At 69.4% G+C, this 15121-nt stretch carries 13 protein-coding genes; 6 read left to right on the top strand and 7 right to left on the bottom strand.

The features are described 5' to 3' along the window. Window positions 1-923: 923 nt before the first annotated feature. Window positions 924-1328: a very short patch repair endonuclease gene (locus tag G448_RS15750; RefSeq protein ID WP_051268771.1), complete on the top strand. Its 405-nt coding sequence runs from the start codon at window positions 924-926 to the stop codon at window positions 1326-1328. 222 nt (window positions 1329-1550) lie between these two features. Here the strand turns inward: G448_RS15750 and G448_RS15745 are convergent, their stop codons facing one another. The 3 genes from G448_RS15745 to G448_RS15735 all read right to left on the bottom strand — a co-directional run bounded on the left by G448_RS15745 (window position 1551) and on the right by G448_RS15735 (window position 6937). Continuing rightward, entirely contained in the window at window positions 1551-3170 is a 1620-nt protein-coding gene (locus G448_RS15745) for an amino acid permease (RefSeq protein WP_245572254.1), read from the bottom strand. Window positions 3171-3402: 232 nt separating this feature from the next. Beyond that, window positions 3403-3876, bottom strand: a complete 474-nt coding sequence (locus G448_RS17050) for a NanQ anomerase/TabA/YiaL family protein (protein WP_051268762.1) — start codon at window positions 3874-3876, stop codon at window positions 3403-3405. Between the two features lie 4 nt (window positions 3877-3880). After that, the gene (locus G448_RS15735) at window positions 3881-6937 is read right to left on the bottom strand and encodes a glycoside hydrolase family 2 TIM barrel-domain containing protein (protein WP_084436520.1); all 3057 of its coding nucleotides are present in this window, start codon (window positions 6935-6937) and stop codon (window positions 3881-3883) included. 141 nt (window positions 6938-7078) lie between these two features. Between G448_RS15735 and G448_RS0108190 the strand changes: the two genes are divergently transcribed. From G448_RS0108190 to G448_RS19205, 5 genes are all read left to right on the top strand, one after another. Continuing rightward, window positions 7079-8092 carry a LacI family DNA-binding transcriptional regulator gene (locus G448_RS0108190; protein ID WP_026407600.1) on the top strand — a complete coding sequence of 338 codons (1014 nt, stop codon included), beginning with the start codon at window positions 7079-7081 and terminating at the stop codon, window positions 8090-8092. A gap of 315 nt (window positions 8093-8407) precedes the next feature. Then, window positions 8408-8986 carry a TetR/AcrR family transcriptional regulator gene (locus G448_RS0108185; RefSeq protein WP_169720836.1) on the top strand — a complete coding sequence of 193 codons (579 nt, stop codon included), beginning with the start codon at window positions 8408-8410 and terminating at the stop codon, window positions 8984-8986. 144 nt (window positions 8987-9130) lie between these two features. Next, window positions 9131-9877 (top strand): HXXEE domain-containing protein, encoded by a 747-nt coding sequence (locus tag G448_RS0108180; RefSeq protein ID WP_211227985.1) that lies wholly within the window; start codon window positions 9131-9133, stop codon window positions 9875-9877. Between the two features lie 122 nt (window positions 9878-9999). Continuing rightward, entirely contained in the window at window positions 10000-10131 is a 132-nt protein-coding gene (locus G448_RS18990; RefSeq protein ID WP_281170946.1) for a hypothetical protein, read from the top strand. Continuing rightward, window positions 10110-10337 carry a transposase family protein gene (locus G448_RS19205; protein ID WP_425393644.1) on the top strand — a complete coding sequence of 76 codons (228 nt, stop codon included), beginning with the start codon at window positions 10110-10112 and terminating at the stop codon, window positions 10335-10337. The genes G448_RS18990 and G448_RS19205 overlap by 22 nt, the downstream gene beginning before the upstream one ends. Window positions 10338-11537: 1200 nt before the next feature. Here the strand turns inward: G448_RS19205 and G448_RS0108175 are convergent. The 4 genes from G448_RS0108175 to G448_RS0108160 form a co-directional block, all read right to left on the bottom strand. Next, a complete protein-coding gene (locus G448_RS0108175; protein ID WP_245572253.1) occupies window positions 11538-12782 on the bottom strand; it encodes a hypothetical protein in 1245 nt (414 codons plus the stop codon). Window positions 12783-13021: 239 nt separating this feature from the next. Continuing rightward, a complete protein-coding gene (locus G448_RS0108170; protein ID WP_026407596.1) occupies window positions 13022-13783 on the bottom strand; it encodes a hypothetical protein in 762 nt (253 codons plus the stop codon). 366 nt (window positions 13784-14149) lie between these two features. Continuing rightward, entirely contained in the window at window positions 14150-14572 is a 423-nt protein-coding gene (locus G448_RS0108165; protein WP_026407595.1) for a HipA domain-containing protein, read from the bottom strand. After that, window positions 14569-14901: a helix-turn-helix domain-containing protein gene (locus G448_RS0108160; RefSeq protein ID WP_211227984.1), complete on the bottom strand. Its 333-nt coding sequence runs from the start codon at window positions 14899-14901 to the stop codon at window positions 14569-14571. The genes G448_RS0108165 and G448_RS0108160 overlap by 4 nt, the downstream gene beginning before the upstream one ends. Between the last annotated feature and the right edge of the window lie 220 nt (window positions 14902-15121).

The following is a 15121-nucleotide window of genomic DNA, read 5'->3' as shown; positions in this document are numbered from 1 at the left end:
GGTTCGTTTTGGTGTTCGGGTGTCCGAGTCTGTTGCAAGGCCTGGATCCGGCTGGAACGCGCAAAACGGATTGTTGATATTCCGGGTTTTTTCTCTGCTGCTGATACCGGTAGGCGGCTCCTTTGCAACAGGTTCGGACATGCCCCCCGCCGCGCAATGGGTCCCGGAGGTCCTGGGTGCTCGCCGCGCGCTGCTGCGGGTGCAGGCACCGGCGCCCGCATGGGTCCTGCTTGCGTCCTGCAGGCCCTGCAGTCCCGCGCCGTTGGCCTGTGAGGCCCGGCGTTGAAACTACCTCCGATGCGGTCTTGCGCTGGTCTGTGTTGCTGAAGCCCGCTGTTATGCGGCCCCTGTGCGGTGCGCGCTCACCGCTGCGCACCGCTGGTCTGTGGGGCCCGGAGTGCTCGGGGGCGCGCACCGCTTCGTCATCGTGGGCCACTGTCTCCATGTGGTCGTACGCAGTCTCACCCGGTCGTACGTAAAGCCGTGCGGTCGTACCTCTACGCGCGTGGTCGTACGCAACTCCACGTGGTCGTACCTTAGAGCCCCTTTAAGGTACGACCGCGCGTCTCCACGTACGACTGCGCGCCCCCGGGTACGACCGCGCAGGACTCCAAGACATCGGACCACCGGCACCCGCCCACCCCGACCACACCCACACACACGAAGAGCCCCGAAGTTGCTTCCGGAGAAGATGACGGCCGCGGATACGGCGACACTCTTCTCCCTCGCGATTCCATATTCTGCTGCTCCGAAGGGGCGCATCTCCTTCACCGTGAGGCGGCCCGATCGGAGCAACGATCCCGTTGTCGATATTGAATGATCGAGAATGACTGCGAATGATCGAGAAGGACCGAGGAGGCGGGATGGACGGTGCCGAGAAAACCGGAGGGTCCTGGGCCAGTAGTCCCGGCACGGCCCGATCGATGACGTCGAATCGGCGCCGCGACACGCGTCCGGAGTTGGCGATCCGTCGGCTCTTGCATGCGCGCGGCTACCGGTATCGCGTCGATTTTGCGCCGTGGAGCAATAAGCGTCGCCGTGCGGACATCGTCTTCACCCGTCGGCGGCTCGCCGTTTTCGTCGATGGGTGCTTCTGGCACGGATGTCCCGAGCACGGCACGATCCCGGCCTCGCACGTCGAGTACTGGGAGCCGAAGCTCGCGAGGAATGTCGAGCGCGATGCGGAGACGACCGCCATGGCGGAGGCCGAGGGCTGGAGGGTACTGCGCATCTGGGAGCACGTCCCGCCGCGGGACGCCGTGCACCTCATCATTCGCGCGCTTGAGAGCGGAACCGGGGAGGTCGGGGGCGGAAGCGGCGAGGAGTAGCGGATGCGTTGCCAGGGGCGGCCCGGCGCAAAGGCCGGGCCGCCCCTGGCGGCCGCCCCGGAGCCCCGCTTTCCGTTCGGCCCGGCGCCTCGGCCGCTCCGGGCCCTGCTCACCGGTCGGCGGACCATTCCGCTCCCGCTCGGCCCGACCGCCCCGGAGCCCTGCTGCCTGGTGGCCGCGGTGGTCGCGGGCCGCGTCCCGTAGGGCGAGGCGGGATGCGGCTCACTTCCCGGTGGCCGCGGCGGTCGCCTCCTCAGCGGTCGGCTCGTCGTCCGGGGCGCTCATCGTCTTGCCCTCGGCGTCCCCGACGCTCCTCGTCCCGCTCTCGTCACCGGCCCCGGCGGCCGACGGCGCGAGCTCGGCCCCGGTGGCCGACGGCGCGAGCTCGGCCCCGGTGGCCGACGGCGCGAGCTCGGCTCGGGCGGCCCGCGGGTCGGAGGCGCTCAGACGCTTGATGTAGCGCTGGTACCAGGCCAGCGCCAGGCCGAGGAAGATGACCACGCCGCCCACGTTGTACACGAGCGTGAGCCACAGGGCCTGGTCGACCGGCGTCGTCCCGGCGATGAAGACGAAGCCGAACACCGCCAGCAGGAACGTTGCGATCACCAGCCCCGTCGTCCGCGAGCCCATGCGGAACTCGCGCTCCGCGCCGTCGTAGCGCAGCCGCAGGACCAGGTAGGCCAGCAGGATGAGCAGCGGCGGGATGAGCGCCGTTGCCGCGGTCATGTTGACGACGATCTGAAGCAGGTCGTCGATGTTGCCCGACCCCAGCGCCGGGATGATGAGGATCGGCACGACGATCGCGAACTGCAGCCACGACGCCCGCCACGGGATGCCGTGCTCGTTGAGCTCGATGACTTTCTCCCCGAACACGCCCCGCGGGATCTCGGAGAAGAAGATCTTCACCGGCGTCGACGTCCACATGAGCAGCGAGCCCAGTGTCGCCGCCAGGAGGATCAGTCCGACGACGCGGTAGGTGATCAGCACCGGGATGCCGACGTGCTCGCCCACCGCGCCCATGACCACGAACAGGCCATTGGACAGCTCCAGGCTGCCCACCGGGACGAAGACGTTCATGAGCAGCGAGGCCACCGCGTACAGCAGCCCGATCATGAGGCCGGCGACGACGATGGTGCGCACGAAGGCCTTGACGCTGCCGCGCAGGTCGTTGAGGAACACGCCGACCGACTCCGCGCCGCCCACTCCCTGGATGATCCAGGCCAGCGTCCCCAGGAAGGCCCACGTGGTCGCGAAGGAGGAGGTGTCGGGGGCGAGCGTCGCCGGGGTGATCGCAGTGGCGGGCTCCACCCCTCCCGCCAGGGCCACCAGCGACATGACGACGAAGACGCCGGTGAGAACGAGAACCGCGGTCGCACCGATCGACGTGATCGTGCCGATCCACTTGGCGCCCTTCGTCGACACCCACGTCGCCACCGCGAAGATCGCGATCGACAGCCCGGTGATCGCCCACGGCGACATCGTCTGCTCGTCGCCCGTGACCAGGTAGGAGGTGAAGACGAGGACGAGCGGCAGCAGGGAGGCGAAGAAGAACAGATTCACGAACCAGTAGCAGAAGGCGGCCATGAAGGCCCAGCGGCCGCCCATCGAGGTCTTCACCCACTGGTAGACGCCGGACTCCGAGCTGCGGTTCATGGCGACGAACTCGGCGATGATGAGCGTGAACGGGACGAAGTACAGGATCGTGGCGAGGAAGAACGCCGGCGCCGACGCCAGCCCGATCGCCACGTTGTTGTTGATGACGTTGCGGATGTTGAAGACGGCGGACACCGTCATGGTGAGCAGCGCGAACTGACCGATCCGCGCTCTGGTACCGGAGGGCATGGGGAGATTCCTTTCTGGAAGGAGGTTGTTCGGGGATGGCTGGAGGAGCCCGAAGAGGTTGGGAAGGTCGGGAATCCGGGGCGGCCGGAGGAACCCGGGAGGGGCGGTGACGGCCTCGCGGGACAGCGACGGCCGTGCGGGCCGCGCCGTCAGCGCTGGTCGACGCCGTCGGCGACTCGCCGGGGAGGGGCGCCGCGGGCCGCGAGGACGGCGCGGGCCGGGACGCTGTCGATCACTCGTCGGGGAGGGACGCCCCCTCGACGGTGACGCGGAGGATCGCGGCTCGCCCGCCCGCCCCGGGCACCAGGCGGAAGGCCTCGTCGGGGCCGACGACGCCGACGCCCCCGGCGGGAACCGTGACGGCCTGCACCCCCGCGGTGGCGCTCAGCACCTCCCGGTCGGTGAGGTCGTCGTAGGGCGTGAGCACCCGGGCCTCCGCCACCGGGGCGACCTCCACCACGAGGTCGATGTCGATGGCGTGGAGGACGTTCAGATAGCGGCGCGAGGCGATGAGTCCGTCGCCCGCCCGCCACGCCGCGAGCAGATCGTTGGACGGACCTCTCCAATAGGTCAGGGAGTCGCCCATCGAGTGGGCCGTACCAGGGGCGATGCGATCGAGGTTCTCGATCGCCCGGTGCGCGCGCCGCCACGGCGTGGCGCTGCCCTGCCCGCGGACGAGCGCCTCGGGGTCGGGGAGGATCTTCATGACGTCAGGCTCCTATCGCTGGGCGGTCGGTTGCGGCGGTGCGGGCGCCGTCGAGGGGGATGAGGTCGAAGGAGAAGGCGAAGTCCTCGAACCGGGTCCGGTAGGCCTCGAGCACCTCCGAGCCCCAGGAGTTCGAGCCGAGCCCGAGCACGCGGTGGTTGACATTGACGGTCACGTTCTCCCGCGGGACGAGGTCGGTGCGGTGCCGCGCCCCGTCGATGTCCCGGCAGGTCCACGGCCACACCGAGAAGCAGAACTCCTCCGGCGGGCCGTCCGGCGACCGCCCGGTCCCCGGGGTGCGCGCCACCGCCAGGCCCGCGCCCCGCTCATCGGTGAGCGTGAACCAGCGGACCCCGCCGCGGTTGGCGCAGTCCTGGGGGACCACGTACGGCGTCTGCATCCCGTCCACGGTCCGGCTCCACCTGCCGGTGACGGCGGCCGCGCGGGAGTCCGGGTAGTTCTCGCCCGGCCCGAGTCCGAGCCACGTGACCTCGCGGCCGACCCCGGGGGCCTCGAAGGTGACGCCGATCCGGGGGATGATGTCGCAGTAGCCCGCGTAGCCGCCGTCGGCGCGACCGACGGCGCTCAGACTCACGACGGATCCGCCCACCGTGTACGTCAGCGCCACCTCGAAGCCGAGGTCGAGCGCCGGCGGGGCGATGATCTGGACGACCTCGACGACGACGCCGTCCTCCTCCTCGCGCCACGCGACCGAGCGGGTGGAGGTCTGCATGATCTGCAGGTGCCGACTCATCCAGAGCCTGTCGCTCTCCTGCTGGTGGTTGTCGATGAGCGGGGTCCAGAAGCCGACGGCGGGCGGCGCGGTCAGGACGTGCCGCTCCCCTCGGACCCACGAGCTCAGGGCGCCGGTGACGACGTCGAAGCGGATCTCCTGTCCCTCGCTCGTCACGACGAGCTCGTCGTGCTCGGTTCGCGCCCGGGGGGAGCCTCCCGCCTGCGGCGTTCGCGGGCGCAGGTGGGCGGCAACGTCGGGGCCGGTCTCATCGGCGACGAGGAACTGGTAGACACCCAGCTCGCGCCCCTGCGGCGCCCACGAGACCGACTCGGTCGAGCGGACGCGGACGGTCAGGTGGGTGAGGCCGCCCGCCGCCGCCTCGACGGGGCAGGGCAGGTCCACCTCCTGCTGCGGAGGGAGCGCGCCGGGCGCGAGCCGGCGGACCGAGTCGGTGACGCCATCGACGACGCGCTCCAGGTCGAGGACGACGTCGGAGGCGTCGGTGAAGAACCGGCCGTTGCGCACGCGCAGCCGGCCGTCCGACCAGGAGACGGCGACCGGGCAGATGACCTGCTTGTACTCGGCGAGCCCGGGGCTCGGCTCCTGCCAGGGGAAGAGCAGCCCGTCGATGCAGAAGTTCGAGTTGTTCGGGTAGTCGCCGTGGTCGCCGCCGTAGGTGTGGTACTCGCGCCCGTCCTCGGTGGCGGCGGCCAGGCCGTGGTCGCACCACTCCCAGACGAACTGCCCCTGGATGGACTCCCAGCGGTCGATGACCCGCTGGTACTCGGCCAGACCGCCGGGGCCGTTGCCCATCGCGTGCCCGTACTCGCACAGGATGCGCGGCTTGGCATGGGGGTGCTCGCCGAAGTCGTTCATCTGGGACACGCGCGAGTACATCGTCGAGATCACGTCCACGCACTCGGCGTCGCGGTCCTCCTCGTAGTGCACGGGCCGCGGGTCGAGCTCCTTGCACCGCTCGTACATGGCGCGGATGTTGCGGCCGAAGCCCGACTCGTTGCCCAGGGACCACAGGACGACGCAGGCATGGTTGCGCTCCTGGGCGACGAGCCGCTCGATGCGGTCGACGCAGGCGGGCTCCCAGGCCGGGTCGTCCGTGATGCGCGAGAGGTCGCCGACATTCTCGAAGCCGTGGGTCTCGAAGTCCGTCTCGGCCACCACCATGAGACCGATCTCGTCGCACATCTCGTAGAAGCGCGGGTCGTTGGGGTAGTGGGAGGTCCGCACCGCGTTGATGTTGTGCCGCTTCATGAGCTCCAGATCGCGGCGCACCCGGTCCATGCCGACGGCCCTGCCCCTGTGGTCGTCGTGGTCGTGGCGGTTGACGCCGCGCATCTTGATGTACGTGCCGTTGAGCAGGAGGCGGCCGTCCCGAATGGCCACCTCGGCCAGGCCGAGGCGGTGCGGCACCGCCTCGGCGATGGTGCCGTCGTCGTCCCGCACCTCCATGAGCAGGTCGTAGAGCGCGGGAGACTCCGGGTTCCACGTGACCGCGTCGGGGACGTGCACGGTGGAGGGGGCCGAGTCGGCGGCGATGCCCCGGGCGCACGAGCCGTCCGGGCCGGTGAGGGACCACCGCACGTCGTGGGCGCCGTGCGTGCTCACCGTCAGGGTGACGTCGGCGCCGCCGTCGGCGGTCAGGCGGGTCCGGACGTGGAAGTCCTCCAGGCGCGCCGCCGGCCGGGTGATGAGGTGGACGTCGCGGAAGATCCCCGAGGCCCACCACATGTCCTGGTCCTCGACGTAGGTGCCGTCGCAGTACTGCAGCACCTTGACGGCCAGGAGGTTCGTCTCCCGGGTCAGGTGCTCGGTGAGGTCGAACTCGGCGCTCAGCCGGGAGCCCTTCGTCATGCCCGCGAGGCCGCCATTGACGTAGATCTCGGCGTAGGAGTCCACGCCGTCCATCCGCAGGATCGCCCGCTCGCCGGGTGCGAGGGCGGGGCGGGCCAGTTCCCGCTGGTAGACGCCGGTGGGGTTGGCGGAGGGGACGAGCGGCGGTCTGACCGGGAAGGGGTAGCCCTCATCCGTGTACTGCAGCCGCCCGTAGCCGTCCATCTGCCACAGGTGGGGGACCCGGACCTCGTCCCACTCGGGGTGGGGCGCGGCGAGGTCGTCGGCGTGGACCCGCCCCGGCGAGTCGAAGAGGCGGAAGGACCACGGGCCGGTGAGATCGGTGAATCCCGTGGACTGCGCCCGGTCGCGGGTGGCCGCCGCCGCAACGGACGGGTATCCGAAGAAGTGGGCCCGTGCCGGCAATCGGTTGCGGTGGGGCAGCCCGGGATTCTCCCAGTCGTTCGAGTGCGCCATCGTCGTGCTCCTTCGTACTCTCCCCGGCGTCAGGGGAACCGGTTCCACAACGTCGTGGAAGCGGTTCCACAAATGTAGTGCGGTGACCGCTCGGAGCGCAAGCGGGATGCGGATCCGTGCGCGGGCGGGGAGGATTGGGGTGTGACATCCCCGGGCCAGCGCGTAACCATCGCCGACGTCGCCCGCGCCGCCGGCGTGGCCCCATCGACCGTCTCCCGGGTGCTCAACGACTCCCCCAAGTGCACGCAGGAGACCCGCGATCGGGTGGCGCGCGCCGTCGAGGAGACGGGGTTCGTCGTCAATCGCAGGGGCCGTGCGTTGGCGGTCGGCAGGTCCGAGGCCATCGCGCTGCTCTTCACCGACCCCCTCGAGGAGCTCTTCACCGACCCCACCTACGCGCGCCTGTGCCACGGGATCGTCTCACGGCTCGCGAACGGCCCTAATCTGCCCATGATCCTGGAGGCGGCCACCGAAGCCGAGCGGGAGCGCGTCGTCGAGCACGCCGGCAGGGGCGCCGTCGATGCCGTCATCGTCATGACCCCCTACGAGGGGGACGGGCTCCTGGACCGGCTCCGCGAGCTCGGGCTCCCCGTCGTCCTGTGCGGTCAGCTCGAGGGGGATCCGTACCGGGGCGTCTTCTCGAGCGTCTACTCCGACGACGTCGATGGAGCGGCGCTCGCCGCACGGGCCCTCGTGGACGCCGGCAGGACCGACGTCGTCTGCGTCATGGGGCCCGCCGGGAACCCGGCGTCGGCGGATCGCATCCGCGGCTACCGGCGCGTGCTCGGGCGGCGCATGGGCGATGACCGGGTCGTCCACACCGGCTGGGACCAGCTCGGCGGTCACCGGGCCGTGCGCGCTCTCCTGGAGGGCGGAGCCCGCTTCGACGCCGTCCTCGCCGGGTCGGACCGCATCGCCGTCGGCGCCATCGAGGCCCTGCGCGAGGCCGGGAGGGACGTGCCGGGCGATGTCTCGGTCGTCGGCTTCGACGACCATCACCTGGCCTCCCAGTACAGCCCGGGGATCACGACCGTGCACCAGCCGCTGCGCGAGGAGGGCGCGCGCGCGGCCGAGCTCGCGCTCGCCATGATCGACGGCGCGCCCCCCGAGACGGTCGTCATGGACATGCGCCTGGTCGAGCGCGCCTCGGTGTGAGGCGTCGTCCCGGGGCGCTGTTCGGCCCGCAGTCGGCCGTGACCGCCCGGCCCGTGACCTTGTTGGTGGTCCCGGGTGGTCCGGGGCAAGCCCCGGTATCGACATGCTCGGGCAGCAGCGCGGCGAACCGGACCCGCAAGGGCTCCGTCACCGATGATGGCGGGGTGGGGACGAGGAAACGCTCCCAGGAGCAGAGGCAAGTACGGACGACTCACTTCTTACCGGGACCTTGTGCTCGCACCCTGCTCCCGAACCGCACCTACTGACGCGACCTCCAAGTCTCTCCATCTGCGATCGAGGACTACACTCCAGAATATGATGGGGAGTGCTGATCGTGATGGAGTCGCTGTGGACGTTCGCGCGCACCGTTCCAAGATGCGGATCGCCGAGGCTCTCTTCGAAAAGCTTGCGGTTTATGAGCTCGATGAGATCTCCGTGTCGGAGGTGGCGGCCAGGGCGGGTGTCTCCAGAAATACGTACTATCGCCATTTCTCCACGAAGAGGTCCGTCCTGGTGTTCCATGTGGAGGAGTTGCTGACGGAGTATCTCCAAGGTGTTGAGGAGCGTGGCATCTCGGATATTGAGAGCCTTCTCAACTTTTATTTCTCCTTCTGGGGGGATCGCAGAGAATGTGTTGCCCTGCTGAGAAGGCGTCAGCTCTTGGATCTGGCGCTCGATGTGCAGCGAAAGAAGTTCCTGGAGGTGCTGCCGCACTCTGGCCTTCCCTGGCACGGAGTCTCCGAAGTTGACGAGACTCTCGTGGACCTGCTGGTCGTTGGTGGAATGTGGAATATTCTCCTGCACTGGATCGATCATGGCATGAGCCCAAAGGCCTCAGAGGTTGTCAGGACGTTTCTTGAGGAGCTATCGGTCTACGCCGGGTACGTGCGATAGTCGGCTCCATCGCGGGGTCTTGGTCCGAGTTGCGCAGTTTTGGTGCCCTGTCGGGATGTTGAGGGCGGTGAGGATCTCTTCGGCTTCGGCTTCGGTTTCGGGGTCGGGGGGGCGGGGGCCGTGAGGTGGTGGTCGTTGAGGCTGATGCCCCACAACGACACCTCACCGGCGTTATTCCAACGAAAACCTCGCCAGAAACACAATCCAGCCCACACTGCGCAGCTCGGGCTTGACGGCTGTGAGCGTGCCGCGTCGAGGGGCGGGCTCGACTTCCCTGTTGTGTGGTACGGATTCTGCGAATCTGTACCACACGTGCTGCGCGAGTGGAACGGATCGGGTTTTCGGCATACGGTCCTCTCGACCGATAAGCCATCGCTGGGAGGAAGAATGTCGTTTCTGCTCGACTACTGGGCGCTACCGATCCTGTTTATTCTGCATGATTTTGAGGAGATGGTGTTCCTGCCTCTGTGGAAGAGGCGGGCGAGGTTTCGGATGCTCCCCGACCAGACGGGCTATTTTGGGGGGACCAGGGATGGGTCGGCATTCACGGTGGGGGTTCTGGAGGAGTTTGTTATCCTGCTGACCGTCTCTTATGTTTGCTCGCTGACGCAAGGTGACGGATTGTACCTGTGCTTCTGTGTGGCGTACAGTCTTCACTTCCTCATTCACTATAGAATGTGTTTCCGGTTCAAAGGGTACGTCCCCGGGGTTGTGACTGCCACTCTTCAGGTTCCGGTGATGTGGCTCATTGTCTCCCACTACTGGAGAATCGATCTGTCGACGGTAGCATGCTTCATGCTGGTGATGGTGCTGGTCTACGGAAACCTGTACTTCATGCACCGCTTGATGCCGAGAATCGAGCGGCGGTTCGTCGGATACGCTCAGGGCTAGAGTCTTATTCATGGGGTGCCCGGGGTGTTTTAGTGGGGTGCGTGTCGCTGGGTGGGACAGCGGCCTGCTCCTGAGATAGCTCAGGTGCTGAGGTCAATTCAATCGGGAGGCGAGCCACCATCATGAATAGTAGCGCGAGGATCACCCGCGGTGAGGTTGCGGACCTGTGCGAGGCGATCCACGCCGCGGGCCCTCTACCGGTCTTCGGGGTGCGGGTGCCGGATCTGCACCGGTGCGTGCGCCTGAGGTCCTGAGCTACCTGCGCCACAACCCGGTCCAGGAGCTGCTCGCCGAGGTCCACGGCGTCCGGCAGTCCACCGTCTCACGGGTCATCGCGAACACCCAGGACCTGGCGCGTCCTGCACACCGGCCGCAGAAGACCACTGGGCGCCTTCCCGGTAACCATCACAGCTGTCCTCGGACTCATAAACACCCACACACCATGAATAAGCCCCCATAGGCGGTGCTATGCGTGTTCGGGTCTCGTGCGGTCGTACCCGGGGCCGCGCGGTCGTACGCAGCGCTCCGCGGTCGTACGTGATGCCGCGCGGTCGTACCTTAGAACCCGGCTACCGTACGACCACGAGCGAGAAGGTACGACCGCGCCGAGTCGGGTACGACCGGGCGCGAGAAGGTACGACCACGAGGGGCTGCAAGAGTGGTGCGCGCCGCATCGGGCAACGGGGGACCTTGCGCCTCGCCTCCCTCCGGCGGGTTCTGTGCGGATTCGCCGGTCGAGCCGAGGGTCCGGACGTCACCGCGCCGCCGTCGAACCGATCTCGGTGCGGAACTCGACCGATCTCGCTGCGGAAGTGAACCGATCTCGGCGGGTGCCGACTGCCTGCCGCCCACCGCCCCGCTCCCGGGATATGACTAGACCCGCGGCGCCGGGTTGTCTCTCCCGGCCCGCGGGCCCATGTCGTCGAGGGGCTCGCACCCCGGGTTCCCACATCCGGGGGAGCACATCCTCCTTCGCCGGAGCGATCGGAGCGGGCTCCCTAAGACCCGCCTCGACCTCGGCGACGGACCGCTCGACGGGTTCCCCAACCCTCACGACCCGTCCCGTCCGACGGCAGTAACCATGTAACCAGTGCGCCCTGGAAAACCGCCCCGCCGCGCCTGAGAAACGTCTAGGAAGTCGTGCCCCGGTCCATGTCCGAGCAGGGCGGGAGGACGGCGCCGGACGCCATCTCGTGGAGCGCGCCTCCGACGCCGCCCGCTGAGACTCGGCTCCGCGGCCCGCTCGTCGTGCGGACCGCGATCCGCACGCGCCCGAGAGCGGACCGGGCCCGCGGCGCCGGGTTGTCTCTCCCGGCCCGCGGGCCCATGTCGTCGAGGGGCTCATACCCGGGCTACCTGAACCGGGGAGCGCATCCTCCCTCGCCGGAGCGAGTCCATCAGGGGTCCCTGCAACCCTGGTGGCTCTCGGCCGGATCACCAGCGGGGAAGCCCGTCCCTCGCGACCCGTTCCGTCCAGCGGCGATGACTATGGAATCAGGCTCGCCTGGACGCACGCCCCCACGCAACCTGTGAACGCACTATGAGTTCTGCGTCTTCAGGGACTCAAACCTATGAGTGGACGGAGCCTCTCGCCGCGTCCCCGGTGCCGCGCCACTCCCGGTGCCGCGCCACCCGGACTCGGGCGCTCGCCCACGGCGACTCAGACGCCCGCGTACAGCGAGGAGCGATGATTGCCGCGCGATCTCCTGGTCCTGGCGGTCGCGGGTGCGGCGGGCATGGGCCACGACTGCCAGGCGCCGCGCTCGATGTGCACGGCCGCCCAGGTGCGCAGATAGGGGTTCAGCCCCCATGCCTCCAGGAACCGCCAGGGTCCGCCCTCGCGATGGCGGGTCTTCACCGAGACGCTGAACCTCACGTGCTCGAGCTCGTCGAGACGAATCGGACCCTCCAGCGTGTCCAGCTCGGAGAGCCCGGGCTGGCGCGCCGGCCGCTGGCGCCCCGGCACGGTCTCCAGCTCCCGCACGTAGGCGTAGGCGTACGCCACGTGCCGCACCTCCACGTGCCTGCCCCGCCATACGGCCCGTACGCGCGCGACCGAGAACGTTCCGTCGAGCTGCGACGTCGCGATCGGCTCGGTCATCCACCACTTGGAGTAGTTCCGGTCGATGCCGAAGCCCTGCGGGCACGGGTAGTAGGGCTCCGCCTTCAGCAGGGTGACCGGCTCGGGGTACACGCGGTCGCGGTCATGGAACTCGGCGGCCTTGAACGGCATGCCGTGGAGCACCGCGAACATCTGCCCCGACGCCGGGACCGGCCCCACGTACGACGGCGTCCACCCCTCCAGCGGTGCCTCGGGCCCGGCGCCGGACAGGCCCACCCCGCTGAACCCCTGCGGCAGCACCACCCGCCAGTCCATGAACCGGTCGGGGACCGACGCCGTCAGCTCGCCGCCCACCGCCGTCAGGGCCCGAGTCTGCTCCACGACCACTCGCGTCAGCCTCGACAGGTCGATCCAGTCGCCGAGCGCGTCGCGCTCGTCCGCGCTCACCCGCGCCGTGTCCCCCCACACGTCGAGCAGCCGTACCGGGGTGCGGTCGAGCATCGCCGTCGCCTCGGCCCGGAACCCGTCGACGACGGTCTCCCGCGGCAGTCGTCGTCCCCAGGCGCCGCGGTCGCTCCAGGCCGAGAAGCCCCTCGGGCACTCGATGGTCTGCGGGACCAGCAGCGGCCACTCCCCATCGGCGGGCAGCGCGTACCGGTCGTAGTCGCTGCCCCAGGACTGCCCGGCCGATCGCCATATCGCCGCCGACGTGTCCCACCTGGCCACCGTTCCCTCCGGGAGGAGGACCTCCCGGGTGTCGTCGCCGGTGACGAAGGACGCCGAGCGCGCGTAATCGCCCACCCGCACGGGACCCGACAGCGGCGGCACCACGGCGCCGCTCACGCCCTCGCCGGCTGATCGTACCTGTGAGAATTCCCGCACCTGTTCATCATCCTCACGTGCTCGTGTCTGTCGTGGTCCCCGCGTGGTGCGCGGTGGGTCGCCGAGCTGCGGCGCGGCCGCCTCCGCCGCCCTCCGGCGTCCGGATGAGCGCCGTGTCGGAGAGGATCCCGGTGCAGTCTCCCCGGCCCCGGCCTCCGCCGCCCGGTCGGGACGCCGTGGAGTCCCCTCGCCGTACCGACTCATGCCGCATCCGTTCCCCGACGCCGCTGCGCGAGCTCGGCGCCCAGGCTCTGGGCCGGGCCGCCGAGCAGGCCGTCCTGGCTGCAGGCGTCGATGGTGGAGCGGATGGTCTCGACGGTGGAGATGAATCGACTGTTCCACGCCTCCCGGTAGGCCCGTGCCGTCGCCGTGCCCGCCGCCGCGTCTCCCGGATTCTCGGCGCCTGCCGGGTCGGCCGCGTCATCCGTACCGCCCGCGCCGTCATCCGCCCGGGACCTGAGGCGGTGGCTCCCGACACCCGGATCCAGGTCGACGGCGGCCCGGACCCGCTCCCAGGCGCTGTCCGGGGCCCTCTGCTCGCTCGCCGTCGTGTCCCGGTAGTAGCCCAGGGCCTCGACGAGCGCGTCGGCGACCGGGTCCGCGCTCAGGCGGCACAGCCACTGATCGGCGCCCCCGCTCGTCCGCCCGGGATGGAGGCCCAGGATGTCGAAGAGCCGGGCGTGCAGGTCCGCTAGGCTGGGCTCCGGGAGCGTCGCCGCATCGGGGCGCTCCGGCAGGCGGCCGAGCTCGAGCCGGTGCAGGTCGAGCGCGAGGGTGTAGAGCCGGTCGAGCCCGGTGGCCAGGCTCGCCAGAACCTGGTCGCGGTTCGCCGTCGACAGGCGCCCATCGCGAACGGTCCTCAACCCGTCGTCGATGAGGTCGCTGGAGGAGGACGCCTTGAATTGCAGCTCCAGCTGCTGCTGGGGCGTCAGGTCCGTTGCTACCACATCGTGTGTTACCACATCGTGATCATAGGGTGGTGCAGGGCGGCTGTGATGGCGACTCGCGGCACGGGCGGATGTTGCGGGCAGCACCATAAGCACCATGAGTACCACATGAGTGTCCATGAGGGCCCATGAGATTCCATGGAATTCCATGAGACGCCGAGATCCGCATCGGCTCGCGCGTGCTGTTCGGCCCCGCGTCACCATGTCGTGGCGGCGGGCGCGGTGGTGGTGGGGAGCATTCTGCCCATGCACGTGGTCGGCGGCGTGCCCGCGCGGATCATACGCGCCATCGAGCTCGGCGAGCGGACCGCCAGCAGTCCGCTCGCCGCAGGCCTGGGCGGGGCGAGCGGGGTCGCGCTCCGGCGCCGACTCGCCGCTCGATCAGCTGCCGAACCGGGGCTGCGTCCCGTCGAGCACCGTCCCGAAGTCGCAGGCCGACTCGATGAGGACCCGGCAGGCCTCGGCCACCTCCGGGTCCAGCCCGAACTCCCGCGGGGCCCGGTCCCATGCGCCGCGGGCCACCCGCGTGGCCAGCGCCAGCACCTCGGAGCGGCGCAGCCCCCAGTCCATGTCGAGCAGTTGCTCCAGTGATCGGCCGGGTGCCTCGGGGCTCAGAGGCGTGCCGTCCTGCTCCTGCGGGTAGGGCACGACGTCGAAGAGCGGAGCCGCGCTCCACGCCCCGCCGTCGTGGAGGAAGCCGAAGTTCCTCGCGTGGTCATCGATCGAGTGCGTGCAGATCGCCAGGATCGCGGCGCCCACGACCGCGCGTACGGCGTCGTCCCCGGCGGTGAAGCGGGCGGTCATGGGCGGGCCCCGGGTTCGAGTCTCGCCAGGACGAGGGCACGGCCGCGCTCGGACTCCAGGGGATCGATCGCCGTCGTGATCGTCTCGTCCACACCGAGGACGGCGAGGACCGCCATGACGTTGCCGAAGGACGCCCTCTCCGGGTGCGTCTCGATCGTCCGCAGCGTCGGCCTGGAGATGCTCGCCCGATCCGCGACCTGCTCGGCGGTCAGCCCCTGGGCCCGCCGCCAGGTGCGGATCGACGGGCCGATGCGCGCGAGCAGACGGCGCGTGCGAGGATGCAGGCTCTTGGGCGTCGGAGCACCTCCTGTGGAAACTGTTCTTTCCACGAGAGGAGGTTATGGCAAGTGCGCATGACGATGCCGACGGCGCGGTTCGCCGTCGGGACGGCCGATTCCGTCGAGTCGGGCATCCTCGGGTGAGGTCGATGAGGGTGTCTTCGACCTCACCCGAGGGCATCGGCCTTGTCGGGGAAGAGGGAAGGAACCCGGCGCCGTTGACGGGTCCCTGAGAGTCAAGAATCTCATGATCGGCGTTACACTTCTGTGA

The sequence above is a fragment of the Actinomyces gerencseriae DSM 6844 genome (genome assembly GCF_000429265.1).
Classification (GTDB): Bacteria; Actinomycetota; Actinomycetes; order Actinomycetales; family Actinomycetaceae; genus Actinomyces; species Actinomyces gerencseriae.
Note: the sequence above shows the minus strand (reverse complement) of the source record. Positions and strands in the feature narration are given on the sequence as shown.

Excerpts from the sequence above, each read along its gene's own strand:
- G448_RS0108165 (WP_026407595.1), bottom strand. The coding sequence starts at position 14,572 with ATGACCGCCCGCTTCACCGCCGGGGACGACGCCGTACGCGCGGTCGTG.
- G448_RS0108180 (WP_211227985.1), top strand. The coding sequence starts at position 9,131 with ATGCCCCACAACGACACCTCACCGGCGTTATTCCAACGAAAACCTCGC.
- G448_RS15750 (WP_051268771.1), top strand. The coding sequence starts at position 924 with ATGACGTCGAATCGGCGCCGCGACACGCGTCCGGAGTTGGCGATCCGT.
- G448_RS18990 (WP_281170946.1), top strand. The coding sequence starts at position 10,000 with ATGAATAGTAGCGCGAGGATCACCCGCGGTGAGGTTGCGGACCTGTGC.
- G448_RS15735 (WP_084436520.1), bottom strand. The coding sequence starts at position 6,937 with ATGGCGCACTCGAACGACTGGGAGAATCCCGGGCTGCCCCACCGCAAC.
- G448_RS0108185 (WP_169720836.1), top strand. The coding sequence starts at position 8,408 with ATGATGGGGAGTGCTGATCGTGATGGAGTCGCTGTGGACGTTCGCGCG.
- G448_RS17050 (WP_051268762.1), bottom strand. The coding sequence starts at position 3,876 with ATGAAGATCCTCCCCGACCCCGAGGCGCTCGTCCGCGGGCAGGGCAGC.
- G448_RS15745 (WP_245572254.1), bottom strand. The coding sequence starts at position 3,170 with ATGCCCTCCGGTACCAGAGCGCGGATCGGTCAGTTCGCGCTGCTCACC.